The 25,547-nt window shown below is 48.9% G+C and carries 20 protein-coding genes; 12 read left to right on the plus strand and 8 right to left on the minus strand.

Annotated features, from left to right (window positions below; translation table 11 throughout):
- Positions 1–4: 4 nt before the first annotated feature.
- The gene (locus HW560_RS07550) at positions 5–595 is read right to left on the minus strand and encodes a hypothetical protein (RefSeq protein ID WP_090903331.1); all 591 of its coding nucleotides are present in this window, start codon (positions 593–595) and stop codon (positions 5–7) included.
- 288 nt (positions 596–883) lie between these two features.
- On the opposite strand from HW560_RS07550, the gene HW560_RS07555 reads away from it, so the two are divergent.
- The gene (locus HW560_RS07555) at positions 884–2,095 is read left to right on the plus strand and encodes a serpin family protein (RefSeq protein WP_179262603.1); all 1,212 of its coding nucleotides are present in this window, start codon (positions 884–886) and stop codon (positions 2,093–2,095) included.
- A 13-nt stretch (positions 2,096–2,108) separates the two neighbouring features.
- Here the strand turns inward: HW560_RS07555 and HW560_RS07560 are convergent, their stop codons facing one another.
- Positions 2,109–2,690, minus strand: a complete 582-nt coding sequence (locus HW560_RS07560) for a GNAT family N-acetyltransferase (RefSeq protein ID WP_179262606.1) — start codon at positions 2,688–2,690, stop codon at positions 2,109–2,111.
- A 111-nt stretch (positions 2,691–2,801) separates the two neighbouring features.
- Here HW560_RS07560 and HW560_RS07565 point away from each other — a divergent pair, with 111 nt between their 5' ends.
- Positions 2,802–4,283, plus strand: coding sequence for a MocR-like pyridoxine biosynthesis transcription factor PdxR (locus HW560_RS07565; protein WP_179262608.1), 1,482 nt, complete (start codon positions 2,802–2,804; stop codon positions 4,281–4,283).
- Here HW560_RS07565 and HW560_RS07570 read toward each other — a convergent pair.
- On the minus strand, positions 4,271–4,894 hold the full coding sequence (locus HW560_RS07570; protein ID WP_090903339.1) for a TetR/AcrR family transcriptional regulator: 624 nt from the start codon (positions 4,892–4,894) through the stop codon (positions 4,271–4,273). The two genes, HW560_RS07565 and HW560_RS07570, sit on opposite strands and share 13 nt — an antisense overlap.
- 180 nt (positions 4,895–5,074) lie before the next feature.
- Between HW560_RS07570 and HW560_RS07575 the strand changes: the two genes are divergently transcribed.
- Positions 5,075–7,306, plus strand: a complete 2,232-nt coding sequence (locus tag HW560_RS07575; RefSeq protein WP_179262611.1) for an MMPL family transporter — start codon at positions 5,075–5,077, stop codon at positions 7,304–7,306.
- A 278-nt stretch (positions 7,307–7,584) separates the two neighbouring features.
- Positions 7,585–8,538 (plus strand): nucleoside hydrolase, encoded by a 954-nt coding sequence (locus HW560_RS07580; RefSeq protein WP_179262613.1) that lies wholly within the window; start codon positions 7,585–7,587, stop codon positions 8,536–8,538.
- Between the two features lie 160 nt (positions 8,539–8,698).
- On the opposite strand, the gene HW560_RS07585 is transcribed toward HW560_RS07580, so the two are convergent.
- The 4 genes from HW560_RS07585 to HW560_RS07600 form a co-directional block, all read right to left on the minus strand.
- Positions 8,699–10,417, minus strand: coding sequence for a methyl-accepting chemotaxis protein (locus HW560_RS07585; protein ID WP_179262615.1), 1,719 nt, complete (start codon positions 10,415–10,417; stop codon positions 8,699–8,701).
- Between the two features lie 195 nt (positions 10,418–10,612).
- Positions 10,613–11,401, minus strand: a complete 789-nt coding sequence (locus HW560_RS07590; RefSeq protein WP_179262617.1) for a hypothetical protein — start codon at positions 11,399–11,401, stop codon at positions 10,613–10,615.
- A gap of 55 nt (positions 11,402–11,456) precedes the next feature.
- Positions 11,457–12,194: a DUF3105 domain-containing protein gene (locus HW560_RS07595; RefSeq protein ID WP_179262619.1), complete on the minus strand. Its 738-nt coding sequence runs from the start codon at positions 12,192–12,194 to the stop codon at positions 11,457–11,459.
- Between the two features lie 266 nt (positions 12,195–12,460).
- Positions 12,461–13,375 carry a zinc ribbon domain-containing protein gene (locus HW560_RS07600; RefSeq protein ID WP_090903351.1) on the minus strand — a complete coding sequence of 305 codons (915 nt, stop codon included), beginning with the start codon at positions 13,373–13,375 and terminating at the stop codon, positions 12,461–12,463.
- A 303-nt stretch (positions 13,376–13,678) separates the two neighbouring features.
- On the opposite strand from HW560_RS07600, the gene efeO reads away from it, so the two are divergent.
- From efeO to HW560_RS07615, 3 genes are read left to right on the plus strand one after another with little or no spacing between them, the layout of a single operon-like run.
- A complete protein-coding gene (efeO, locus tag HW560_RS07605; RefSeq protein ID WP_179262621.1) occupies positions 13,679–14,572 on the plus strand; it encodes an iron uptake system protein EfeO in 894 nt (297 codons plus the stop codon).
- A gap of 4 nt (positions 14,573–14,576) precedes the next feature.
- Positions 14,577–15,857 (plus strand): iron uptake transporter deferrochelatase/peroxidase subunit, encoded by a 1,281-nt coding sequence (gene efeB, locus HW560_RS07610; protein WP_257031801.1) that lies wholly within the window; start codon positions 14,577–14,579, stop codon positions 15,855–15,857.
- Between the two features lie 14 nt (positions 15,858–15,871).
- Positions 15,872–17,770, plus strand: a complete 1,899-nt coding sequence (locus HW560_RS07615; RefSeq protein ID WP_257031802.1) for an FTR1 family iron permease — start codon at positions 15,872–15,874, stop codon at positions 17,768–17,770.
- 166 nt (positions 17,771–17,936) lie between these two features.
- On the opposite strand, the gene HW560_RS07620 is transcribed toward HW560_RS07615, so the two are convergent.
- Positions 17,937–18,998 carry a LacI family DNA-binding transcriptional regulator gene (locus HW560_RS07620; protein ID WP_090903357.1) on the minus strand — a complete coding sequence of 354 codons (1,062 nt, stop codon included), beginning with the start codon at positions 18,996–18,998 and terminating at the stop codon, positions 17,937–17,939.
- Positions 18,999–19,504: 506 nt separating this feature from the next.
- On the opposite strand from HW560_RS07620, the gene HW560_RS07625 reads away from it, so the two are divergent.
- From HW560_RS07625 to HW560_RS07645, 5 genes are all read left to right on the plus strand, one after another.
- Positions 19,505–20,398, plus strand: coding sequence for an ABC transporter permease (locus HW560_RS07625; protein ID WP_240342996.1), 894 nt, complete (start codon positions 19,505–19,507; stop codon positions 20,396–20,398).
- 16 nt (positions 20,399–20,414) lie between these two features.
- Complete coding sequence (locus tag HW560_RS07630) at positions 20,415–21,296, plus strand: carbohydrate ABC transporter permease (RefSeq protein ID WP_062321441.1); 882 nt, start codon at positions 20,415–20,417, stop codon at positions 21,294–21,296.
- Between the two features lie 56 nt (positions 21,297–21,352).
- Positions 21,353–22,960 (plus strand): ABC transporter substrate-binding protein, encoded by a 1,608-nt coding sequence (locus tag HW560_RS07635; protein WP_090903361.1) that lies wholly within the window; start codon positions 21,353–21,355, stop codon positions 22,958–22,960.
- Positions 22,961–23,056: 96 nt separating this feature from the next.
- Complete coding sequence (locus HW560_RS07640; protein WP_179262627.1) at positions 23,057–24,538, plus strand: glycoside hydrolase family 32 protein; 1,482 nt, start codon at positions 23,057–23,059, stop codon at positions 24,536–24,538.
- Between the two features lie 19 nt (positions 24,539–24,557).
- Positions 24,558–25,448 carry an ROK family protein gene (locus tag HW560_RS07645; RefSeq protein ID WP_090903365.1) on the plus strand — a complete coding sequence of 297 codons (891 nt, stop codon included), beginning with the start codon at positions 24,558–24,560 and terminating at the stop codon, positions 25,446–25,448.
- The last annotated feature ends 99 nt before the right edge of the window (positions 25,449–25,547 follow it).

Genomic DNA, 25,547 nt, shown 5'->3' on the forward strand with positions numbered 1-25,547 from the left:
TTCCTTAATGCTCTTTCGAATCTTCTGGAGCTTTACCTTCGTTGACGTCGGATGACGTCTTTACCTCCAGCTTTGGCTCTTCGTTTGTCTCATCAAGCGCAGAAGGTGCCGACTCACCTGGTATCACCTCACCCTGCTCAATCATGCGTTTCACGACCTCATAACAGTCCTCGACATGTTTGTTGCCGACATACCGCATGGCCGTGAAGCTGAGCGCGGCTGCCAATCCCTGACCTGCAAAAGGGACAAATTTGGCAACCGATTTGGTAGCTACGCGCACTCCGACCCTTTTCAGCACCTGAACGACCAGTTCTTTGGTTACCATACGTCCAATGACTTTACTTCCGATGGACATGACGAATCCGTAGATCATGGATTTGGTCTCAGGGTCCATACCGTCGAGCTGCTTTTGCGATAATCCGAATTTATTGTTAATGGCGGGCAGTAGCTGCATGAGCATTCCCACATCAGCCAGGACGTCTGTACCTGGAAGAGGAACGAGTGTTGTACCTGCGGAAGCGGTAGCTCTCTTTTTGACCATGGTGCGGCATTCCTTGCGAACTTGCTCCAATTGTTCCAACGTTGCCGGAATCATAGAGAATCCCTCCATTCGTATATGGTATAGATATAACCGTTTTGACTCGTTTTGAATGGTGTTTGTTACAGTAGAAATTGGTGACCTTGGCATATGAGTGTAAAGTAACCTTTTTCCTCAACCGTACGTCTAGTAAAAAAAGGAAATAAATGAATTGCTATGACGGTATCTGAGTATTACGGATGAGGGGGCATTTCGATGCATGCACGGTTAAGAGTGTTACTGTTATTATGCTGTTTAAGTGGGCTGATCATTACGAGCTGTTCAGCAAAGGAGGACCCAAACAAGATGCAATTTAATTCGAATCAGGAGTTATCCGAGTCAGAACGAAAAGCTGCTCTGAAAGAGATCGAACCCAAAAGAATCCAAGCCATGAACACCATGGGGCTGCATATTCTTCAACAGATGGGTACAAAAGAAAAAGCTGACGGGAATAATCTGCTGATCTCTCCTTACAGCATTGCGGCGGCGATTGGCATGGCATATAACGGCAGCGTAGGTGAGACTAGGCGGGAAATGGCAGAGGTCATGGGGTGGTCGGAGCTAGAAATGGAGCAAGTGAATGCTTCTCAAGCGGCTTTGCAGCAGTTGTTGACCCATCCGGGAAAAGGAATACAGATCGGTATTGCGAACTCCATGTGGATGAAGGACGGAATCTCGGTAGAGGAAACGTACCAAACATCCCTACAGCAAACGTATGAAGCTGAAATTAGGACACTCAATGGACAACCAGCACAAGCAAAGGAAGAGATCAATCAATGGGTGAAGCAGCAAACCGAAGGTATGATTCCAAACTTGATGCAGGAGCCCCCCGAAAAGGAAGCCCTAATGATTCTGGTGAATGCCATTGCATTTGATGGTAACTGGATGGATGAGTTTGACCCGGAGTACACGACGGACGAAGAATTCAAGCTGGCAAATGGAAAGGAGCTGTCTGTGCGGATGATGCATCAGAAGAAGCAGTTCCAATACTCGGAGAATGAGGACTGGCAGGCGGTTAGGCTTCCTTACGGAGATGGCCAGATGCATCTGCTTGTCGTTTTGCCGCGAGAGGGACGTACGCTGGATGAGATTCAGCAGCAGTTGCTGGATGACCCTGAACGGCTAGATACTGGCTCCGAATACAGCTTAGTTGAGCTGTCCTTGCCGCGTTTTCGTGCGGAGTATGGCATGAACCTGAAAGAGACGTTGCAGCAGATGGGGATGGAAATGGCCTTTGATCCTTATGCCGCTAATTTCACGGAAATGATTTCTCCCGGGCCGAACTTGCAAGTATACATTGGTCAGGTACTGCATCGTGCCGTGATGGAAGTGAGCGAACAAGGCACTGTAGCTGCTGCTTCAACATTAGTGGGAATGGCGGCTGGAAGTGCTCCGCCCACAGATTGGACCAAGATGGAGGTTAATCGTCCATTTATGGTTGCTGTAGTGGATAAATCCACTGGAGCATGGTTATTTGCCGGGAACGTAAACCAACCGGAAGAGATTCCCTCCCGGTAGCGCGTAGTTTACGTTATCCAAGTCTGCTGACATGTTGCTCTCGGAATTCATTCTCCAGCATGCTCATCTGAATGGCGTCGTGGTATTGATGATTGTAATACAAGGCATCTCGCCGTACGCCTTCGCGTTGAAATCCGAGCTTCTCATATGTACGAATCGCACGTTGGTTGAAGGCATACACTTCAAGCTCGATTCGGTGCAGATTGCAGATACCGAAACCATAATCCAGCATAAGCAGCAGTGCCTCGCTGCCATAGCCTTTTCCTTGATGCTCTATTTGATCAATGGCGATCCGGATGTGCGCACTTCGATTTTTGGTATGCATGTCCATCAGTGCAATCTCTCCGATAACCTGGTCATTCTCCTGCAAGGCAATCAGCAGCATCAAGCGTGAGTCATCTTGGGCCGCGTTTTCGATGTAACGTTCTACTTGGGTACGGGTGAAGCTGTTTTGTGTTCCAGTAAGTCTGCGCAGCTCGGCGTCAAACAATCCGGGGAAATAGGTATCAACGTCAGTCGATTCAAATGGACGCAGATAGATGCGGTTCGTTTCCAACAGACGTGGGATGCGCGGAGATGGTGTTGGTTGAGACATGGGTTATTCCTCCTGTGAGTTCTAATCGTCATGCCATCAGTATAGCTGAATACTGTATACTTCCAAATATGCAGTTTGGACAAATTCAACAGGACAGATGAGGTGCAAGTCATGAATCAATTACCGAAACTGATGGGAAACGACAGCATCCCAATCTACGTACAGCTCTCGGATCACATCAAAAAGGAAATCATTCAGAGGGAGCTGGTGGAACATAGCAAAATGCCTTCTGTACGCAAGTTGGCCGAGATGCTGGGCATAAGTACAACTCCCGTAGAATGGGCATATCAACAATTAATTGCCGAAGGTTATGTATACAGTCAGCCGCGAAGAGGATATCGGGTACGTCCCATCACGGATCGTTATAGTGAAATTCAAATTCCGGCGAGAACCGAGCCTAAGGATATGCAAGTTCATGAACACCACCATCATGAACGTAAAATAGAGGGAAATGCAATTCGTCCAATAAGAGTGGTCGGATTTGATTTTCACATGTCACGTAATGACTTCAGCCTGTTCCCGTTTGGCAAGTGGCACCAGTATGCGAACCGGATCTGGCGTGAAGAGGCAGAGGAATTATTGTTCTACGGAGATCCACAGGGCGAGTGGGGCCTGCGATGTGAGATTGCCAGTTATCTTGGACAGTTCAGGGGCGTAAACTGTTCTCCAGAGCAGGTTGTATTGGGTGCAGAGCAGCACTTGTTAATGTGTTTGCTTGTGCAGACGTTAACTCACAAGAATGGACTACAAACCATTGGGGTAGAAAATCCTGGCTATCGACTGCTGCCGGGCACATTCCGGAATTATGGTTATCAAGTGGTTCCAATCTCCCTAGATGATGAAGGATTAGATATATCAGAACTGGATCGTGTGGGAGTGAAAATAATAAGTGTCTCACCTTCGCACCAATTTCCTCTGGGCATGACTATGCCCATTGCCAGAAGATTGGCTTTGCTGGAATGGGCGGAGCGAACGGGTGCATACATCATTGAGGATGATTATGACGGCGAATTTCGGTATCATGGACGGCCTATTCCGTCCATGCAGGGTTTGCGAGAGGGCAGCAGGGTGATTTATATGGGCGGATTTTCCCAAGTTCTCGCTCCTGCTCTGTGTGTTCATTATATGGTACTTCCCAAGGAGATAATGGGTTCCTTTCGGGAGATGTACAAGACGATCCTGTTTGAACAGTCCGCCTCCCGTCTTCATCAGCGCACGTTGGAAATGTTTATGCATGAGGGAGAGTTGGGTAAACACATTCGTAAAATGCGTAATGTTTATAAGCGCAAACATGACTTGATTGTTCAGGCAATTCGGCAGTATTTCGGAGAAAAGGTTGAGATAATTGGCCAGAATGCCGGATTTCATCTGGTGCTTAGAATTGCTTCAACACAAACAGCCGCGGAGCTGGTAGCTGCGGCGTTAAGCGCTGGTATACAGATTAGTTCAACAGAATACCTGTGGACGGATGGGAGTGAACCAGCAGATGGCAAAAGGGAATTCATTATAGGGTTTGCTGGTATTGAAGCGGAACGCATTGGACCGGGTATCGCCGCATTGGCAAAAGCATGGAGAGATCTTTACGCCTTGTGAGCGGCTCCGTCCAAAAATAAAGCTACCAGCTCACGTGCCAGATCGGCAATCGTTGCATACATGTCGCGTACGCCTTCGCGGTTTGCCAGCATCAGCAAGGAAGTGAACGCGTGGGCAAGCAGTATCGGATTGGCAGATCGCAAATAACCGTTGTCCATCTCCCGCTTGAAGTGGGTGGCAAGGACTTCATAAATGCGGACTTCGGCTTCACGGATCTGGGCCAGCTGATCTGCATCCAGATAGGTATTGGCTTCACGCATCATGGTCTCGGTATCGACGTGGGAGTGTTGCATCCGTCCTTCCGCAACTTTCTCCAGCCGCTCTTGCAATGTACCGGGTGCATCCATACGAAGAGCTGTTTGCTGCATGCTCATGGCCATCATACTGGTGATGGCGACGGTGAACAGCTGTGGCTTGCTGGAAAAATGATAATAGATCGATGCTTTGGTCACGCCGCATAGCGAGGCAATTTGCTGAAGAGAGACGGGCTCATACCCGTATTCCATAAATAGCCGCGAGGCGGTCATCAGTATTTTCGACTGGGCTGATGCCTGATCAGCGCCTGCTTTGGGCCTGCCGGGCGAGCGGGGCGGGTTCTTTTTTTTGCTCATGATTGCATACCTCTTTACTTATTCATGTTGGCTGTACAAAATTGTTCACAAAATTAGTATTTGCAATATTAACCTTCTGGTATATATAATTAAGTCAATTATACTATGACCCGTGGTTCATTTCTATATTTATCACATAAAAACGGCTTCATAGAACCAAAATAGGGAGATGAAGAGACAATGCAAGAACGTTCGGGCTACGGCCGCTGGGTTGCCGGCAAACGAAGCAAATGGATTACATTGTTGGTATGGATCATCATCGCGGTTGTTCTTGGTGTAGTGTGGCCTGCGGTAGGTGACCGTGAAACGAATAACGCACAGGATCTGAGTGATTCCAAGCCATCGGTGCAGGCGGCAGCAGTTGCCCAGAAAGAGTTCCCCGGAGGCGAAGGTGTTCCTGCGCTCATCGTATGGCGTCAAGCCGGGGGGCTGACGGATGAACAGATTGAGAACATTCAGGCGTTAACCGAGCGACTGGATCAAGATCCGGTGGAGCAGCAGCAATCTGTTGTACCACTATATCAGTTGCCGCCACAGGCCCTGAAAGGTCAGCTTTCGGAAGACGGAAGCACCTTGGTTATGCCGCTCTTTTTCAATCAGGAAGCTGATTCGTCACAGCTGAAGGAAGGCATTGAAGCACTGGAGCAGAAAACGAAAGACATTTTTGGCTCCGACCCATTTGATGTTGCCATTGATGATGTCAGCGCACTAAGTGCACGGGTTACTGGTCCGGTTGGGATATCGATTGATGCGAGCGGATTGTTCTCATCTGCGGATGTATCCCTGCTGATTGCAACCGTTGTGCTGGTACTCGTGCTGTTGCTGTTGATCTACCGTTCGCCAGTACTGGCGATTATCCCGATTATTGCAGTTGGGTTCGCTTATATGGTCACCAGTCCGATTCTCGGATTTATGGCGGATCAGGGCTGGATTACAGTGGACGCGCAGTCCATCTCGATTATGACGGTGCTGTTGTTCGGTGCAGGAACGGACTATTGCCTGTTCATGATCTCCAGATTCCGTCAAATGCTCTATCAAGAGCCGGATAAAAAGAAAGCACTCTTCCAGGCGATTACCGGATCGTCCGGTGCGATTGCGATGAGTGGATTTACAGTTGTTGCAGCACTGCTTGTACTGCTGTTCGCAGAGTATGGTGCCTATCATCGATTTGCCGTACCATTCAGTTTATCCATCTTCATCATGTTTATTGCGAGCCTGACGCTGGTTCCGGCATTGCTGGCGATCTTCGGTCGGGGTTCATTCTACCCGTTTGTACCTCGGACGCATGATATGGAAGTAGAACGTGCGAAGAAAAAAGGCAAACCAGCGCCTGCTCCGCGTAAAATCAAGGAAAGCTGGATTGGCCGTACAGTAGTCACCAAACCGTGGACGGTTCTGGTAATTACGCTGGTGTTGTTGGGTGGACTGGCTGCTTTCTCTAGCCAAATTAAATTCACGTATGACCTGTTATCGTCCTTCCCGGAGAATGTTGCATCTCGTGAAGGTTTCAAAGTTATTGGAGAACAGTTCTCGGAAGGTGAACTCGCTCCGGCGAAAGTGATTATCGATACAGAAGGTAACGAGACTGATCTGAAGCAGCGTCTGGAATCGCTGGATTACGTAAGCAAAGTAGGTGAAGCGCAGCAGGGTGCTGAGAATGCGAACATCACCGCTTACGATGTGGAATTCAATCTGAATCCATACTCGATGGAGGCGATGCAGCATATCCCGGATCTGCGGGCAACGGCTGAACAGGCATTGAAAGATGCTGGCATAACAAGCGTGGACAGCCATGTCTGGATCGACGGTCAGACGGCTGAGCAGTATGACATCGAAGTCACCGGAGAGCGGGATGCCAGCATCATTATCCCGGTGGTGATCGGGATGATCACGTTGCTGCTGCTGTTATACCTGCGTTCCGTTGTAGCAACGGCGTATCTGATCGCGACAGTAGTACTATCCTACTTCTCTGCATTGGGCTTGGGATGGCTCATTATTCACTATGGACTAGGAGCAGACGCCATTCAGGGAGCGATTCCGCTGTATTCCTTCGTATTCCTCGTGGCGCTGGGTGAGGACTACAACATCTTCATGATCTCGAGCATTTGGCAAAAACGCAAAACGATGCCACTTCGCCAAGCGATCAAGGAAGGTGTGGGGGAAACCGGATCTGTTATTACTTCCGCAGGTCTGATTCTCGCAGGTACGTTTGCCGTACTGGCAACACTGCCTATACAGGTACTGGTGCAGTTCGGTATTATCACGGCTGCGGGTGTCTTGCTCGATACGTTCCTTGTTCGACCGTTCATGGTGCCAGCCATTACCACGTTGCTGGGCAAATGGGCTTTCTGGCCAGGCAAGTACGTGCCTGTTCCAGAGAAAGCCAAAAAGAGACAAAAACAATCCATGTAAACGATGGATGGATTCAGACAAGGACAGTGGGAGCTCAAGCCTGCTGTCCTTGTTTTTTACCATTTTCCTATTGGAGTGCAGGCTGCTTCGGGCAAATGCTGAGATGGAATGGGGGAACTGTAAAATATCCGCAGAATGAGGCGTGTTTCCTACTTTCTTTAGTTATGGAAGGTTTACGTGGCCAAGGGTTTTGGGACATAATAGAGGTAACGTCAGCCACAGGCAGACGGACGGGATGAACATCAATGGGACAACCAGGGGGAAGGATGAAAACAAGCATGACGAACCAACTTAGTGTGTACTTTAACCATGACGGCGGCGTGGATGACCTCGTATCGCTGTTCATGCTTCTACAAATGGACAATGTAAATGTAACCGGTGTATCGGTTATTCCGGCAGACGGATATCTGGAGCCAGCTACAGATGCCAGCCGTAAAATTATCGATCGCTTCGGCACATATTCCGTAGAGGTAGCGAAATCCAACTCCAGAGGGAAGAATCCGTTTCCTGCGGCGTGGAGATTGCATTCCTTCTATGTAGATGCACTTCCAGTACTGAACGAATCCGGCAAAATGGAAGCTCCTTTGTCTGCCGTTCCGGCCCACCAGCATCTGATTGAGAAAGTGCGCAGCACCGAAGGCAAAACGCTGCTCCTGTTCACAGGACCGCTGACTGACCTCGCGCGTGCACTGGATGAAGCACCAGACATTGAAGAGAAAATTGACAAGCTTGTATGGATGGGTGGAACGTTCGAAAGAGGGAACGTTGAAGAGCCTGAGCATGATGGTACAGCAGAATGGAACGTATTCTGGGACCCGGAAGCGGCTTACCGTGTATGGCAGAGCGGTATCCAGATTGATCTGGTAGCCCTGGAAAGCACGAACAAAGTACCTCTGACACCTGCTGTACGTAACCGTTGGGCTGCAGAGCGTCGCTTTGAAGGCGTTGACTTCCTGGGTAACTGTTATGCAGGATGTCCGCCACTGGTATACAGCGAAACGAATTCCACGTACTATCTGTGGGATGTGTTGACTACGGCTTCCGTTGGACGTGAAGACATCGTGAAGAAGAAAACGGTGAACTGTATTGTTATCCCGGATGGTCCAAGCCAGGGGCGTACGGTGGAACAAGCAGACGGACGTCCAGTACAACTCGTGTATGATACCGATCCAGAAGCGTTCTTCACATACATGACGGATTTGGGCAAAAAAGCTGCTCCGCAGCGTTATTAATTCAGGCGGCCGCAAGGCCAGCCTCCATTAAAGGTACAACCAAAAAAAAGCCGCAGGCAGAGTGAACAGGAATGGGGTAATCCCCATGTTTCCGTTCCCTGCCTTGCGGCTTTTTTTGTATTCATCTGGTGGGCTATTGATTGCCCATTTGCAGTCAGATTTATATTTTGAATCGGCTTATCAACCCGTTCAATTCACTGGACAACACACGAAGGGATTCCGCAGATGTACTCATCTCATCCATCGATTGCAGCTGCCCGTCAGTTGCAGCGGAAACCTCCTGAATGCTGGAAGAAGACTTGCGCGAGATATGTTCCATATCCTCAACGGAGGCGGATACTTCTTCGGCACTGGCGGAGAGCTGCTCGGAAGCGGCAGACACTTCGTGCAGACGTTCATTCATCGTCTCAATGCCGGAATGAATGGACGTGAACGAGCGTCCTGCTTCCTGAACAACAGCCAGACCGGCCTGAACTTCTGAGGTACTGGCCGACATATGCGAAGATAAAACGGCAGTCTGACGCGTCATTTCGGCGATCAGTTCAGTCACATGCTGGGACGATTGCTCGGATTCCCCTGCAAGCTTCCGAACCTCGGAAGCAACAACGGCAAATCCGCTGCCATGTTCCCCGGCCCGAGCAGCTTCAATGCTTGCATTCAATGCCAGCAGACTGGTCTGGGAAGCGATGCCCTTCATCATGTGGGCTACCGATTCAATTTTGCTGGAGTATTGTGCAAGCTGGGAGGTAGTTGCTTCCATCTGGGCGTTGGCCTGATGAATTTTGTCCATGCGGTCGATTGCTGTGTTGATGTTGGTCTGACCCTGCATCGCGTTATGGGTCGTCTCCTCGGATACATCAGCCACCATGGAAGATGAATTCGCAATATGCTGCATGCTGCGTGTAATTTCCTCCATCGCTACAGTTACTTCGCCTGCCCGTGCAACCTGCTCCGCAGCGCCTTTGGCTGTGTGGTCTGTGTGCTCAGCAATGCGCTGGCTGGCTTCCGCTGTCGCCTGCGAGTGTCTGGATACCCCTTCGGCTGCTTGCAGCAGGGAATCGGAGCTTTTGCGGATGCCTGTCATGACATCTCGTGTATCCGTGACCAGATGTTTGAACTCCGAAGCCAGTTGTCCAACCTCGTCCTTCCGTCCAAGCTCGACATCGACGGTCAGATCACCTTTGCCTACCTCAGCAATGATCTTCTTCAGTTTCACCAGAGGACGGGTCAAATAATGAGCAAATCCATAGACCAGCAGCACGCTGAGTAATACGATGGCAAAGGCAGTCCAGATCATGGTCATCCGATTGCGTGTCATTAGCTCGTAGACGGCAGTAGAGTCGAGGTCGGCACCAACCAGACCAAGCAGTTCCCCATTAGCCCCATGAATGGGTACATAAGCTGTAATCGTTGCGCCGTATTCATCCTGGGTCAGATCGCCCCGGAAAGGTTCGTTTTGTGCAAAGGCTTGCAGCATTCCCGCATATTGGTTCTCTTCAGGAGACCCGTAAGGCGAGAAATCATCCTCTTCCACATCTGGAGCAGCGCCATCCACCACGTAATAATACGATGCGGCTCCGTTCTCTTCACGCTTACCAAGCGTGTATAGATACTTCAACCCATTGGCCTGGCGAAGCTGGCTGAGTTGTTCGCGCAATATGTCGTAATACTCGGTTTGATCCTGTCCTGTACTGAGCGGTGCATACAGGGAGGTGTCGATGGATTGCGCTGCTCGTTCGGCAACAGCCTGCGCCTGCATGCCCATTGATTGTTCAACCAGCTGTGCAGATGAGCGATACATGGTAATGCCAAGAACGGCTCCTGCCGCTAGCATCAGACAGGAAAAAAATAAAAAGATACGCATAAACAAACTGTTCATTAGTAGAAATGTTCCCCCTTGATATGTAGGACTGTTAGCCTTTCTCAATTGCATACGAACGTATATGTATTCATTTCTATCTGAAATATCGGCATCGGGAGGGTAAAGAATTAGCTCCTGAATCAAGATGATCCGGGAGCTCTAGTGGATGAGGCATGGATCTTTTACGGTCCATGAAAAAATCGCAAAGGCTTTTTAAGGAATTGGCACTAGTTGGTCATCTTCAATCTTCCATTGTGACATCTCATCTTTAGTCACTTCTGCTTTAAAAGTGTTGGATTCCTGGTCATACATCACTATAGCGGCATTCATGACTTTATTCAGATTTGCGCTTACCAGGTATTCCTTATCCATTTTATAGATGGATGTTTCCGCTGCTGTACCAATGGTAGCAACAATCTCCTTAATCCCGTCCTGATCTACATCAGCCTCCACAGTATGTGCTTCTATATGTAGCACCGTTGGGGGGGAAGTGCTGAGAGACACATAATTAGAAATTGGTGCATTAGCTCCAACAGAGCTGCTCACTTTTACGTAAGATTGCCCCAAAACATCAACTGTACTTGTCGAATAGTCGTTGGCTCCTTCATACCCGATCTGTCCCATATCATAAGTTCCGTCTTTAAATTGAAGTGCAGCATAAACTTTCTCTACATCATCATTCTTTTTATACGTTAAAACCTTGGACTCATCAACTGCTTGCCTCTTCAATTGTTTAGATTGCTCCACTGCATTGATTTTGGTTAGTGGCTCGGCAGTTAAGGACGTTGTATACTTCAACTGAAACTGCTTTGCTTCTGGTGTTACTACATTCGCAGCAGGCTGCTCCGTTGCACTGGTAGTATTATTCGTTGGTGAAGGAGCATCTGAAGACGTGGTGCTGCATCCCGTAACAACTCCCAATAAGATTAATGCTGTTACTGTTTTTTTCATTGAAAACCAACCCACTTTCATTTTTGCTTGGATCTTGGACACAGATTTCAAGCATTATTGTCTCGTCTTTCTAGACGATAACAATCGCATATTTGTTGTTAAAATATTACATCGTCCCGCCACCTTGGCGGATGGAGGCAGGAATCTTCTCTGGTCCCTGGTTAATATATTTATTAATAAAAGTGCCTACTTTGGCATCATCGAATTGGTCCAGCTTCATCGTTTTGGTCCATGCCGTCACAACGACCTCACTGCCCTCAGGGATGTCCTTGTTCGGCACAGCGAGAATACCTGATCCAGCTTTGCGGAACTTGGCAAGGTATTTCAGATGCTGCTTCAGCTCATCACTTGCGTTCTCACGATAATAAATAATGATATCCCCATGTTCCAGATTATGTACCAGGTATGGATAGCCGGGAAAATCGGTGTAAAATCCAAACTTGATATCATGCGGGTTATGAGGCCCCGACGTTGGGATGGTCATCTCATATTGAATCGGTTCTTCCGTATGATCTGCTCCGTAGTAGTTATCGTCAGTCACGTCGATCGCAGCACCAGCATTCAGATCTGCTACATCATACTTGGTAAGTGCCCCCTGCATGAAGAAAAGAACAAACGCAATGATCGACACCCCCAGTAGTGCATGAGCAGCCATGCGGATGGATCGGGTTTTCTTTTTAATCACAGCTCGTTCATTCTTCTTCATATGTGCCAGTACAGACTTCTGGGTGCGTGAAGACCAGATATAAGCTGCGATGGAGAACAATAGAACGATTGCCCCAACGATAAGCCACAGGTAGGATGTGCCTGCCTCGTGGTCCATTTGCATATGATTCATATTCATGTCCATATCGATTTCCTCTACCCTTCGTAATAAAATGAATGATCATAACAATACACTACATAATGTAGTGTTAATGAAAATGGTACAGATCCCATATAAGCATGGGGGGGTTCTCACCTCATATCCTTACGTAAAAAAGAACATACCTTTACACTACACATTATAGTGTATGGAATGTAACGAGTGCAATCTGCTGACGCTGAAACAAAAGAAGACCCTCCTCGGATAAGGAGGGAGAGCCTTCGTAAGAGCTTTTAAATTAGATGCTACAGACGACCGTATGGAGAATACATCAGGCTAATCAATCCAATGATTGTAGTGCCCAGAAAGCGAGAGAGAATAAAAAACAATACCACATTGGCAATCAACACGCTGTACATGCTATCGATGGCTGCCTTCGTACGATTCAGCGGATACTGGAACAGCACCGTGTTAAGAGATACAAAGATAATCAAATACGAGACAATGAGGAAGAAGATAGCGATGGAATACGAGATAACAATAAACAGATTTGCCAGAACGAGCGACGCTACAGCGGGCACAAGCAATGTACCGAACTGGGCAACCAGTGTTTTGGGACGGAACGTTATTTTTTCAATCTTAAGTATGGCATACATCAACGCGATCGCTACGACCAATGAAATGGCGGTGAACAACAGTGGTCTGATAAACCCACCAATGAACAATCCGTCCATATCCATCCGGGCGAATGTAATCAAAAAGTATGTAGAGGATAGAACCGCAATCAGAGCCATCGTGATCCAACCGTTAAGAGAATGCTGTTCACCAACGGTTTTCATGGTTTGATAAGGGCGGGTGAGCACACTAAGGAAATAGGATAGATACTGTTTGCTTACTTCTTTGGCTTGCTGAACTTTCTCATTTTGTACAATGTTGTTCCACTGATTGGTGTTGTTGTTTCCTGAAGCTGAAGCGCCCTCTGTGCTGGAAGAGTCGGATGCATGTTGTACAGGTCTGGAAGCAGAAGGTGTGTTGGGAGAAATGGGAGCGTGAGGAGGTGTCGCCTGTGTGCTCGACCAACGGGTATATTCAGGTTCGGCAGCAGCGGATTGTTGCTCCTGAGCGGAATTTGCAGTAGGGGAAGAAGGAGTTAGATTAGCGCCGCACCTCTCGCAAAAGCTGGCATTTCCATTTTCATGATTACATACTGGGCATTTCATGGCATGAGCCTCCAATTTCATAAAATTAAGATAATATAGACATTTTGTCTCATTTTAACGGGTGATGACGAAGTTTGTCTATGTTTTCAGGGGAATTAATACCCGGTATTTTCCACCTGAGTATTGATTAAACAGGTCCTCTTATTTTCATATTGACATAAGTATGCGCCGGAATTATGATGTCTTTACCGAAATTGATAATCATTATCATTAAATGAACGTTAATCTAAGGGTTTGTACTCATCGACATATTTATCGCAGGTGTACAACCATATCAGTTTAACCAATGGGGAGTGTATCGTGTTGAAAAAAATATTGGCACTGCCGGCTGTTGTGCTGGCAACTTCGGTTTTACTCGCCGCTTGCGGCAATAATGAAGCGGCTACGGACAAGGCAGAAACACCTGCTGCTCAAAGCGAAAATCAAACTTCCACAGAAACTACGGATGTAGCAGATCAGGAAGCGGCCGGGAGCGATTATACAACCGCAGTGGATGGCTATCGCACGTTTGCAATTGAGCAGATTGATGAATTCGTGAAGCAAACGGAGAAGTTTACGGATGCCGTGAAAGCTGGTGATCTGGAGACTGCCAAATCATTATATGCACCAGCTCGTATGTATTATGAACGTATTGAACCGGTAGCCGAGGCACTTGGGGATCTGGACCCGAATATCGATGCACGTGACGGAGATGTGGAGGCTGCCGACTGGCGCGGATTCCACCGGATTGAGAAGGCACTTTGGGAAGACAAGACGACCGAAGGCATGACTGACTTTGCGGATACCTTGTTAAGTGATGCGAAGCTCCTGCGTGCCAAAGTGGAGACGATGGACATCGATGCGAGTCTGATGGTAACGGGTGCGGTAGAACTGTTGAATGAGGTTTCCTCCAGCAAGGTAACCGGTGAAGAAGAACGTTATTCCCATACGGATCTGTATGATTTTGCAGCGAATGTAGAGGGAGCACGCGAGATTTATAACCTGCTCAAGGATGATCTGGCTGCCAAAGACAAGGATCTGAATCAGCAAATTGCGGACCGATTCGATGCACTGGAGAAAGAGCTTGCTCCATTCAAGGATGGAGACGGATACGTTTCCTATGAGAAGCTGAAGGATGAAGACGTGAAGAAGTTGAGTCAGAACCTGGATGCATTGGCCGAGCCGCTGTCGAATATGGGACAAGTACTGGGAGTGTAGAACGATGACCGAGCAGAAAAAGGATTCGCTGAAAAAGCCGTTGTCACGGCGTGAAATGCTGAAGCTGACCGGCGTGGCCGGATTGGGTCTGCTTTTGGGCGGAGGCGGTGCCAGCGGTCTGATGGCGCTGGGCCGCAAAAAGAGTCCGGCGTCCGCTGTGGAGCAAGCCTCGCCGAATGACAAAGGCCTGCCCTTTTATGGCAAGCACCAGGCGGGAATCATTACCCCGGCTCAGGATTTCATCTGCTTTGCCGCCTTTGATGTGACGGCGGGAAGTGCGGATGATCTCCGCCGTCTGTTCAAGAACTGGACGGCCGCTGCCGCTCCCATGGCCGCCGGAGAGATGATTGGCGAACATAATACAACGCTGAATACGCCCCCTACCGATACGGGCGAAGCGGCAGGCCTGACACCGTCACGAACCACGTTGACGTTTGGTGTGGGGCCCTCTTTGTTTGACGGGCGCTTCGGGCTGCAGGGCCGGAAGCCCAAGGGCCTGCGCGATCTGCCGGCATTCGCCGGAGATGCGCTGGACCCGCAGTGGTGTGGTGGCGACCTGTGCGTGCAAGTCTGCGCAGACGATATGCAGGTCGCCTTCCATGCCATCCGCAATCTCGCGCGCATCGCACGCGGGCATGCGGTATTGCGCTGGACGCAGGAAGGTTTCCAGCGCACAGGCCGAGCTGACCCTGCGGGTGGAACACCGCGCAACTTGCTCGGCTTCAAGGATGGCACCGGCAATCCGGATACAACGGATGCGGTGCTGATGGACCAGACCGTCTGGGCGCAGCCGGCTGACGGTCCGGGGTGGATGGCTGGCGGCAGCTATATGGCCGTCCGCCGGGTTCGCATGCGTGTGGAGGTGTGGGACCGCTCCACACTGAAGGACCAGGAGGCGACATTTGGACGCCACCGGGACAGCGGAGCGCCGCTCGGCAGCCGCGGCGAGTTCGATCCGGTAGATTTGAAGGCCAAGTCTGCCGATGGGCAGCCTGTAATTCCGGCAACGTCACATCTGCGTCTCGCGAAGGGGGACGGCAGTCAGCAAATTTTACGCCGCTCCTACTCGTATTCGAGTGGGCTCGATGCCAAGACCGGGCAGCTGGATGCAGGTTTGCTGTTCATTAGCTATCAACGGGACCTGGAGAAACAGTTTATTCCGATTCAGAAACGACTGGCAAAGAACGACAAGCTGAACGAATATACCGTGCACACAGGCAGTGCTGTATTTGCCTGTTTCCCGGGAATTATGAATGGCGGATATATTGGGGACACCTTAATTTAATGGGGAGGATGACAATGATGGGCAGGATCGCAGATCGGAAGGCGCAGAAGCGGCGGATGTACAAAGGAAGGTTGATGCGCTCCTTGCTGATGCTGCTGGTGTTCCTGATGGTGGGGTCCGGGGTAATTCGCTTACCTGGCATGGCACATGCTTCTGGAGAAGGGCTCCAAAACAATGAGCAGTCTGTGCAAAAACAACTGGATAGTCTATTGCCGCCTGTGGGCAGCGCCTTGGTTGAAGCGGGACAGGGCAAGCTGACAGAAGCGACGGAGGATGTCGCTGAGTTCCGGCAACTGTGGGATGCTGCCAGCACGTTGGTGCCGGAACAGAACGCAGATCAGGTTGCGACGGCCGCCAGCGTTGTAGGTGAAGCCTTGTCCAAAGCGGAACAGGCACTGTCGAGCAATGATTCTGATGCTGCCAAGAAAGCATTGGCGGATCTTGCCCGTGCGACCAATCAGTACATTGAGGCGTTTCAGGTGGCAGAAGAGAGCGACGATGCAGGCCGTAAAGCGGCTGAAAGGCTGCTGCCAGACGCACGTAAAAGCTTGAGTGCAATGGAACAGGGCGATTGGACCCAGGCAGAGCTTGCCTATAAACGGATTGTTACGGCCTGGAAAGGCACCGAAGCTCCGATTCGTCAGGATCATTTTGGCGTATACAGCCAGTTGGAGAAAGACATCAGTCTGGTTCGCATTGCAATGCAGGCCGAGCCCCGCAAGGAAGAACAGGCAACAGCGCGTATGCAGGAACTGGTCACGTTGCTCACAGATTACATTGCAGGGACCCTCAAGGAAGGGGAAGTTGAGGATACGTCAGCATCCTCCGATGTTTCTTCATTGTCCGACCTGCTGAAATTATTGGAGCAAATAGAGCAGCAGATTCAAGCCGGGGATACCACTACTGCTGCAACCGGATTGGAGCAGTTTATCGTGGCCTGGCCTTTGGTTGAAGGTCAGGTGCAGATATCATCTCCAGCTTCATATACGGCCATTGAGAATGAAATGGCCGAAGCATCGGGATATGTCGTCTCCAATCCGCCAAATACGGCGAAGGCAACCGAGGTTATAACCCGAATGATCAATCGGCTGGCGCCGTTAACGGCTACCACCTCATACACGGCATGGGATGCGGCATTGATTTTGCTTCGCGAAGGATTGGAAGCCATTCTGGTACTCTCTGCATTGCTCGCTTATGCCAAGAAGAGTGGCGAGACTGCGGCCCGGCGCTGGATCTGGGCTGGTGCCGGTAGTGGTCTGCTGCTTAGTGCGGCGTTAGCCGTTGTACTGTCGCTGACTCTTGCTGTGGCATCATCGGGCAGCACACGGGAGATGATTGAGGGGTATACGGGGCTTGCAGCCGTTGTACTAATGTTGACGGTTGGGCATTGGATGCATAGCAAATCAAATACCCGCTCCTGGAATAGCTATGTACAGCGACAGGTAGGTGGTGCACTGGCCCGGGGAAGTCTATGGTCACTCTTCGCTGTGGCGGGTCTTGCCATATTGCGGGAAGGTGCGGAGACGGCGATCTTTTATATCGGCATGGCGCCTGCAATTGAGACCTCGCAGATGTTGATCGGTATGGGGGCAGCGTTGCTCATCCTGATTGTATTAGCTGTAGCCATTATTCAGTTCAGTGTACGTCTGCCTGTACGATGGTTTTTCCTGACCGCTACGCTGCTGATCTATTATCTGGTATTTCGTTTCCTTGGAGAGAGTATTCACTCCCTTCAAGTCTCAGCAGCGCTGGGGGCTCATGTCGCACCGAGTCTGCCGACGATTGGCTGGCTTGGTATGTATCCGACATGGGAGACCTTTATTCCACAACTCGTTGTGCTCGTCTTTATGATCTTCAATTTGATTCGTACAGAGGTACGTTCAACCAAAGGAGCATCCAAGGCCTCCGTGTAGCACAGAGCTACGAATCCCGATTAGAGGCTGCGTCCTGCTCGCGTCATATTTTGACCGCATCATAAAAAGGGCATCTATAAGTCCCTATAGAAAAAGCCGTATCCTTCACGTTCTATTCTGCGTGAAAGATACGGCTATTTATTTTTTTAGAGATCTATGAGATAAGTTAAACGGTCTGTGGATTGGCTTTCATAAGTGTGGGTGTGGACTCCCGTATGATCGGTTTGGTTACGATATGCGAGACCTGATAAGGCTGTGACGGATGATCAATCCGGGATAACAGCATCTCCGCAGCCTTAATGCCCATTTCGTTGCTGTAGATATGAACCGTCGTTAATGCAGGCTCAATAATTCGTGATTCAGGTGCGTTATCGAATCCGCATATGACGATATCCTGGGGCACTTTAACATTCCTCGCTCTCAAAGCTCTGATCAAGTCGACTGCGATAAAGTCGTTGGCACACACATACGCATCAGGCAGCGACTTCAGCTCTGCCACGCGTTCGTTCAACCAGCCAGGCTTTGAGAAAAACAGGCGGTCATCATCCACAATGCAATGGGATGGATCGACCTGCAGCCTCGCTTCCAGCATCGCCCGCTGATATCCTACCCAACGTTCATTGAAGCTTTTGCAATGATTGTAATCCCCGGCAAATCCAACATGGTTGTAGCCGCTCTCAATTAATTTTCTGGTTAACTGATACGTGCTGTGCTCATTCTCCATGAGCAGCAAATCTGCATGAAATTCCGGATAACAGATGTCGGAAGCGCAATCGATGAAGATCGTGGGAATTCCGAGATCGGTAATAAGCTGAGTATATTTCAGATTGAACAACTCAATGCAAATGATACCGTCCACGTTGGAAATATCAAAATTGTTGGGAAGTGTAAGTGAGTCCTGATCAACCTCACGTACGATATGAATGGAGAGATTGTATCCCTCTGCGCTGATTCTTTTCTCCAGACCACTGATTAACATCGAACCAAAGTGAGATGTATTGGGCAGATTCTCCGTTAACAGGGCGATATTGTTTGGAGCTTTGGTTAGAACATGCTCATTTTCCATATAGGCAAACTGTTTATATTTAAGTTCAATTGCTTTTTTAATTACACGATTACGTGTCTCATCCGGGATATTTCCGCTATCATTCAAGGCTTTGGAAGCTGTATTCCGGGAGATGCCCAAAGCATCTGCGATGTCCTGTATCGTAACTTTTTCTTTTGCCATCTAGTGCTTCACCTCTAATGATCATATCGTCGTCCATAGTATTATCTTAGTCAAATGTATAATAGATCGGAACAAATAGCAATCTCGATTTTACATATGCACAATTAAGTTTACATTTTTAATTTAAATTAAGCGCTTTTATATGTATTCAGAAGTTTTGTTACAAATGATCATTAGTTTGAAATATCCTACTGCTGATAAGGGGAATGACAGGTTGAAGGGAAATAAACAAACGTTATATATACAATGAAATGCACATTTAGAACTTGGAAAACACACTAAATGTTATCAAATGCACAATTATTTTTTACATAATGTATTGACTAATGCCTAGATTACCTGATAAATTGTAAATTATTAAATGAGCAATTGTAAATATTGAAAGCCCTTACTGCAAACAATTGTCAACTTCAGGAATGAACGGAGGTAATGTGTTGGATAACACAGTGGATACCAAAAAGGGTACAGGAAGGGCGTTGAAAGAGAGGGCATCTACAGTTCACAGGATGCAGCAGTTCAAAAAGAATTATTTTTTGTACTTGTTACTCGCACCAGCTCTGATCCTGACCCTTGTCTTCAAATACATCCCGATGTACGGAGCCATTATCGCATTTAAGGATTTTAGTCCGATCAAAGGTATTATGGGCAGTGAGTGGGTAGGCTTGAAGCATTTTGAGAAGTTTTTGGCTTCGCCCAATTTTGACGTCATCTTTATGAATACGCTTAAACTCAGTTTTTTTGGATTGATATTCAGCTTTCCGGTCCCGATTTTGCTTGCTCTCATGCTCAATCAGGTACGTAAAGCCGGAGTGAAGAAAAACATCCAATTGTTTCTGTATGCACCCAACTTTATCTCGGTAGTTGTCGTTGTGGGTATGCTGTTTATCTTTCTATCCCCAACAGGGCCGATCAATCAGATAGCCACAGCAATTACAGGGCATCCTATTATGTTTATGTCCGAACCGGAATACTTCCGCTGGATATACATTTTGTCGGATATTTGGACCGGGGCGGGCTGGGCTTCCATCATTTATGTCGCTGCTTTGGCCAATGTCGATCCGGAACTTCACAATGCAGCCAACCTGGATGGAGCGAATCTCATTCAGCGTATTCGCCATATCGACCTTCCGACGATTCGACCGATTATGGCCATCGTATTTATTCTTGCCGCTGGCGGGATCATGTCGATTGGATTTGAGAAGGCCTACCTGATGCAGACATCCATGAACTTGCCTTCCTCCGAAATCATTGCCACGTATGTGTACAAGGTGGGCTTGCAGTCCGGAGATTACGCTTATTCTGCGGCAGTAGGATTATTTAACTCCGTCATCAATGTCATTTTGCTGGTGACTGTGAATCTGATCGTGAAGAAATTGAATGAAGGCGAAGGCCTCTATTAGGAAAGGAGTGTTATCCATGGTAGTCAAACATACGGGACTGGATCGACTGATCCTCACGCTGAACGCGATTTTTCTCACCTGTGCCGTACTGGTTGTGGTTGTCCCCCTGATTTATATCGTCGTTGCCTCATTCATGGACCCGACGGTACTGCTGAACCGCGGGCTGTCCTTCAATGTATCCGACTGGAGTCTGGATGGGTATCAGATGATTCTATCCAATCCGGCCATGATTCGAGGGTTTGCCAATGCGGTGCTGTACTCGGTTTCTTTTGCACTAGTGACGGTGACCGTCTCGATATTTGCAGGGTATGCCTTGTCTGATGAAAGGCTGGCTGGGCGAGGATTTTTCATGATTATTTTTATCATCACGATGTTCTTCGGTGGCGGTTTGATCCCGACCTATCTGCTTGTTCGTAATCTAGGCATGCTGGATACGGTATGGGCCATTATCATCCCAGGCGCAGTCAATGTCTGGAACATCATTCTCTCCAGAACCTTCTTCAAAGGGGTGCCGCGAGAACTGAAAGAAGCCGCCAATGTGGATGGTGCCTCCGAGATGAAGATTTTCTTCCAGATCGTCATTCCGTTATCGAAACCTATCATTTTTGTTCTCGCGTTGTACGCGTTTGTAGGCCAGTGGAATTCCTATTTTGACGCCATGATCTATCTGGACAATCCGAACCTCCATCCGCTCCAGCTTGTTCTGCGCTCCATTCTGATTCAGAATCAGGCTGCACCGGGCATGATCAGTGATCAGCTTGCGATGGCGGAACTGAAACGTCTCTCGGAAATGATCAAATATTCAGCCATTGTCATTTCGAGTCTGCCACTCATTATCATGTATCCGTTCTTTCAGAAATACTTCGAAAAAGGTGTCATGGTAGGTTCGCTCAAATAGTGAACAGTCTGAAATATAGCGCGCTCGACCCAACATAATCCACGGAGGTCATTATCATGAAAAAAGTGAACAAGTCCAGAAAAGCCGCTACAACGGCATCCATCTCCATGTTGTCAGCCATGCTCCTGCTCTCGGCGTGTGGCGGGGGAGGAGGCGGTGCGGCAAGTGAAGCCCAGTCACCTGATGGCAAAGTGACATTGAATTTTATAACACAGAGTTCTCCGCTGGCCCCTGCTGATCCGAACGAGAAGCTGATTAACAAGAGACTCGAAGAGAAAACCAATGTGCATATCAACTGGAAGAACTATACGAGTGATGTGTTTGCGGAGAAAAGAAACCTGGCGATAGCCAGCGGTGATTTGCCGGATGCCATTTTTGACGCAGGTTATGGGGATTATGATCTCCTGAAACTGGCGAAGGACGGTGCCATCATTCCACTGGAGGACATGATTGAGCAATACATGCCGAACCTGAAAAAGGTGCTGGAGGAAGCTCCCGAATACAAGAGCATGATTACGGCTCCAGACGGACATATTTATTCCTTTCCCTGGATTGAGGAGCTCGGAAGTGGCAAGCAGCGCATACAGGCGGTTGATGACTTACCTTGGATCAACGTGGAGTGGCTGAACAAGCTCGGACTGAAGATGCCAACGACAACCGAAGAACTGAAACAAGTGCTGATTGCGTTCAAAACCCAGGACCCGAACGGCAATGGCAAGGCTGACGAAATTCCGTTGTCCTTCATTAACAAGCCGGGCGGAGAAGATCTGACATTTCTATTTGCAGCATTTGGACTCGGGGAGAACTGGGACCACACCGTGGTGACCAACGATGGAAAAGTAGTCTTTACGGCAGCTGATGAAGGCTACAAGGAAGCGGTCAAATACATTCACGAACTGGTTCAGGAAGGTCTTGTGGATGTGGAAGCATATCAGCAGGATTGGAATACGTATCTGGCCAAGGGCAAAGACAACAAATATGGTATGTACTTCACTTGGGATAAGGCCAACATTACAGGCATGAATGATACCTATGATGTTCTGCCTCCTGTCGCCGGACCGAATGGAGAAATTAATGTCGCGCGTACAAACGGTATCGGTCTAGACCGAGGACGCATGGTTGTTACGAGCAGCAATAAAAATCTGGAATCCACAGCGAAGTGGGTCGACCAATTGTACGATCCGCTCCAATCCGTGCAGAACAACTGGGGAACTTACGGTGATGAGACACAACAGAATATTTTTGAATTGGATGAAGCCAAAGGCATGCTGAAGCATCTTCCGCTGGAAGGCGCTGCACCTGTTGAGCTCAGACAGAAAACGAGCATTGCAGGACCGCTGGCTATTCTAGACAGTTACTATGACAAATACACAACCAAACCGGAAGATGCTGCATGGCGTATGGAACTGCTCGATAAATATATGGTTCCACACATGAAAGCAGAAAACGTCTATCCAAGCGTGTTCTTCTCGATCGATGAACTCGACCGCCTTTCCACCATTGAGACGGATTTGTTCGCCTATGTGCTGCGTATGCGCACGGAATGGTATCAGAATGGAAAGATCGATCAGGAGTGGGACGCTTATCTGAAAGAGCTGGATCGTCTTGGCTTGCAAGAGTGGCTGCAGATTAAACAAGCGGGATATGACCGCAACACCCAATAAAACAAACTGGATGAGGAGCTTTGCCTTACTAGCATTAAGGTGCGTGAGTGAAGCAAAGTGTCCTCTTCAAAGGTTTGATCCAAAGGAGAAACCAATATGTCTACCATTTCAACAACCGATTACCGGGGCGTCTATCACTTCTCACCCAAGGAGAAGTGGATGAATGACCCCAACGGCATGGTATTTTTCAAAGGTGAGTATCACTTGTTCTATCAGCATCATCCGTTTGGCACCACATGGGGACCGATGCATTGGGGACACGCGGTGACCAAGGATTTGGTTACCTGGGAAGAGCTTCCTGTGGCTTTGGCGCCGGATGAACATGGCATGATATTCTCTGGCAGTGCCGTGGTGGACTGGAACAATACGTCTGGATTCTTTGACGATGAGCCAGGACTGGTGGCTATTTTTACCCATCATCAGGAGGTGCCAAACGATCATCCGATTCAGCGGCAGAGCCTCGCATATAGCAAGGATAGCGGCAGAACTTGGATGAAATACGAGGGCAATCCGGTACTGGAGCATGAGTCATTCGTGGATTTCCGTGATCCCAAAGTGTTCTGGCATGAGCAGACCAAGGAATGGATTATGATTATCGCTTGTGGTCAGACGGTATGTCTGTACCATTCTCCCGATCTGAAGGAGTGGACATTGGGCAGTGAATTCGGCGCCGGGATCGGTTCGCATGATGGCGTCTGGGAGTGCCCTGATCTGTTCCCTCTATCCGTGGATGGGGATGCAAGCCAGGAGAAATGGGTGATGCTTGTCAGCATTGGTGCAGATCCGGCCTTCAAGGAAGGCTCCAGAACGCAATACTTCACCGGAGATTTTAATGGGATTACATTTGTTCCTGATGAAGCTTCCCATACCGTTCGCTGGCTTGATCATGGTCGGGATAACTACGCAGGGGTCAGTTGGTCTGACATTCCGGCAGAAGACGGCAGACGCCTGTTTATGGGTTGGATGAGCAACTGGATGTATGCCAATCAGACACCAACCGAAGCATACCGCGGCGCGATGACCATTGCGAGAGAGCTGACATTGGAGAAAAGGGACGGGGAAGTCCTGCTGGTTCAGCGTCCTGCACGCGAGTTGGAGCAAGCCCGCACCCCAGTACTGTCCTTACAGAATGCTTCTATTAGACAAGTGAGTGAACAGTTGAATACTTTGCGCCTTGTAAACTATGAGATATATGCGGAATGGGCTTCTGATCAATCTGTTCAATTTGCATTACGAAGTGGTGCAGGCAACGAAACGCTCATCGGCGTGGACGCTAGCCAGAATGAGGTATATGTTGATCGCAGTCGATCGGGTATTAGCGATTTCCATGAACATTTCCTGGGCCGCCATGCAGCGGGATTAAAAGCAGTGGACAGCAACCAACATATGCGTATTTATGTGGATTACTCATCTGTAGAGGTATTTGCCAATGACGGTCAAGCGGTTATTACCGATCTGATCTATCCGGATGCGGGTTCCAAGGGAATCTCTGTTCAGTCCCAAAATAAGGATTTAGTATTTGCTTCGTTTCATATCTACGAGCTATCCCCCATCCGAGTTGAAGGTCAGTCAGAATGATCGTGGGGGGGACAGTAAGATGCGTATAGGAGCAATAGAAGCCGGTGGAACGAAGTTTGTATGTGGTGTAGGTAACGAACGAGGGGAAATTGAAGATTGGTGCAGCTTTCCAACGGAACATCCCGAGACCACACTGGCGAAGGTGATCGACTATTTCAGGGACAAAGGAGTGGTGGCGATCGGGATCGGCTCCTTTGGTCCGATTGATCTGCAACCGGATAGCCCCACCTATGGTTACATTACGACAACGCCCAAGCCAGGGTGGGAAAACTGTAATGTTATTGGGTCATTGAAGCGTGAATTCCCGATTCCCTTCGGATGGGATACGGATGTGAATGCAGCGGCCCTTGGAGAAGTCACTTGGGGAGCAGCAAAGGGACTGGACAATTGTGTGTATTATACGATTGGCACAGGTGTTGGGATTGGGCTTGTGGCGGGAGGTAAACGTGTGCATGGAATGCTGCACCCGGAAGGTGGACACATCCGGACGAGACGGCACCCGGAGGATCATTTTGCCGGATTATGTCCGTATCATGGCGATTGCCTGGAGGGAATGGCTGCGGGGCCAGCCATTCAAGCCCGCTGGCAGAGCCCTGGCAGCGAACTGCCGGCAGACCACCCGGCCTGGGAGATCGAATCCTTTTACATTGCGGAGTCCATCACAACGGGCATTCTGCTTCACTCCCCTCAAAAGGTCATCTTGGGCGGAGGGGTGATGCAGCAAAGTCATCTGTTTCCCATGATCCGGCATCAGGTTGTACGGAATCTGAATGGTTATGTGAATGCAGCCCCAATAACGCAACATATTGACCAATATATTGTCCAGCCTGGATTGGGCCAGCACGCAGGACTATGCGGTGCCCTCGCATTGGGTTTAGAAGCATTGCAGCATGAAACATATGTTTCATAGCGTTTGATATGTATGGACGTCCCAGAAGGGGCGGATGCAGGTTCACTTATCTAAGAGACTGCGCCGCCCTTTGTGGGATTTTTGTCTCATCTACTATAT

It is taken from the genome of Paenibacillus sp. E222 (assembly GCF_013401555.1).
Taxonomy (GTDB): domain Bacteria; phylum Bacillota; class Bacilli; order Paenibacillales; family Paenibacillaceae; genus Paenibacillus.

Bases quoted from the DNA above. Each gene is read 5' to 3' on its own strand.
- HW560_RS07550 (WP_090903331.1), bottom strand. From the start codon at position 595: ATGATTCCGGCAACGTTGGAACAATTGGAGCAAGTTCGCAAGGAATGC.
- HW560_RS07555 (WP_179262603.1), top strand. From the start codon at position 884: ATGCAATTTAATTCGAATCAGGAGTTATCCGAGTCAGAACGAAAAGCT.
- HW560_RS07560 (WP_179262606.1), bottom strand. From the start codon at position 2,690: ATGTCTCAACCAACACCATCTCCGCGCATCCCACGTCTGTTGGAAACG.
- HW560_RS07565 (WP_179262608.1), top strand. From the start codon at position 2,802: ATGAATCAATTACCGAAACTGATGGGAAACGACAGCATCCCAATCTAC.
- HW560_RS07570 (WP_090903339.1), bottom strand. From the start codon at position 4,894: ATGAGCAAAAAAAAGAACCCGCCCCGCTCGCCCGGCAGGCCCAAAGCA.
- HW560_RS07575 (WP_179262611.1), top strand. From the start codon at position 5,075: ATGCAAGAACGTTCGGGCTACGGCCGCTGGGTTGCCGGCAAACGAAGC.
- HW560_RS07580 (WP_179262613.1), top strand. From the start codon at position 7,585: ATGACGAACCAACTTAGTGTGTACTTTAACCATGACGGCGGCGTGGAT.
- HW560_RS07585 (WP_179262615.1), bottom strand. From the start codon at position 10,417: ATGAACAGTTTGTTTATGCGTATCTTTTTATTTTTTTCCTGTCTGATG.
- HW560_RS07595 (WP_179262619.1), bottom strand. From the start codon at position 12,194: ATGAATATGAATCATATGCAAATGGACCACGAGGCAGGCACATCCTAC.
- HW560_RS07600 (WP_090903351.1), bottom strand. From the start codon at position 13,375: ATGAAATGCCCAGTATGTAATCATGAAAATGGAAATGCCAGCTTTTGC.
- efeB (WP_257031801.1), top strand. From the start codon at position 14,577: ATGACCGAGCAGAAAAAGGATTCGCTGAAAAAGCCGTTGTCACGGCGT.
- HW560_RS07615 (WP_257031802.1), top strand. From the start codon at position 15,872: ATGATGGGCAGGATCGCAGATCGGAAGGCGCAGAAGCGGCGGATGTAC.
- HW560_RS07620 (WP_090903357.1), bottom strand. From the start codon at position 18,998: ATGGCAAAAGAAAAAGTTACGATACAGGACATCGCAGATGCTTTGGGC.
- HW560_RS07625 (WP_240342996.1), top strand. From the start codon at position 19,505: ATGCAGCAGTTCAAAAAGAATTATTTTTTGTACTTGTTACTCGCACCA.
- HW560_RS07630 (WP_062321441.1), top strand. From the start codon at position 20,415: ATGGTAGTCAAACATACGGGACTGGATCGACTGATCCTCACGCTGAAC.
- HW560_RS07635 (WP_090903361.1), top strand. From the start codon at position 21,353: ATGAAAAAAGTGAACAAGTCCAGAAAAGCCGCTACAACGGCATCCATC.
- HW560_RS07640 (WP_179262627.1), top strand. From the start codon at position 23,057: ATGTCTACCATTTCAACAACCGATTACCGGGGCGTCTATCACTTCTCA.
- HW560_RS07645 (WP_090903365.1), top strand. From the start codon at position 24,558: ATGCGTATAGGAGCAATAGAAGCCGGTGGAACGAAGTTTGTATGTGGT.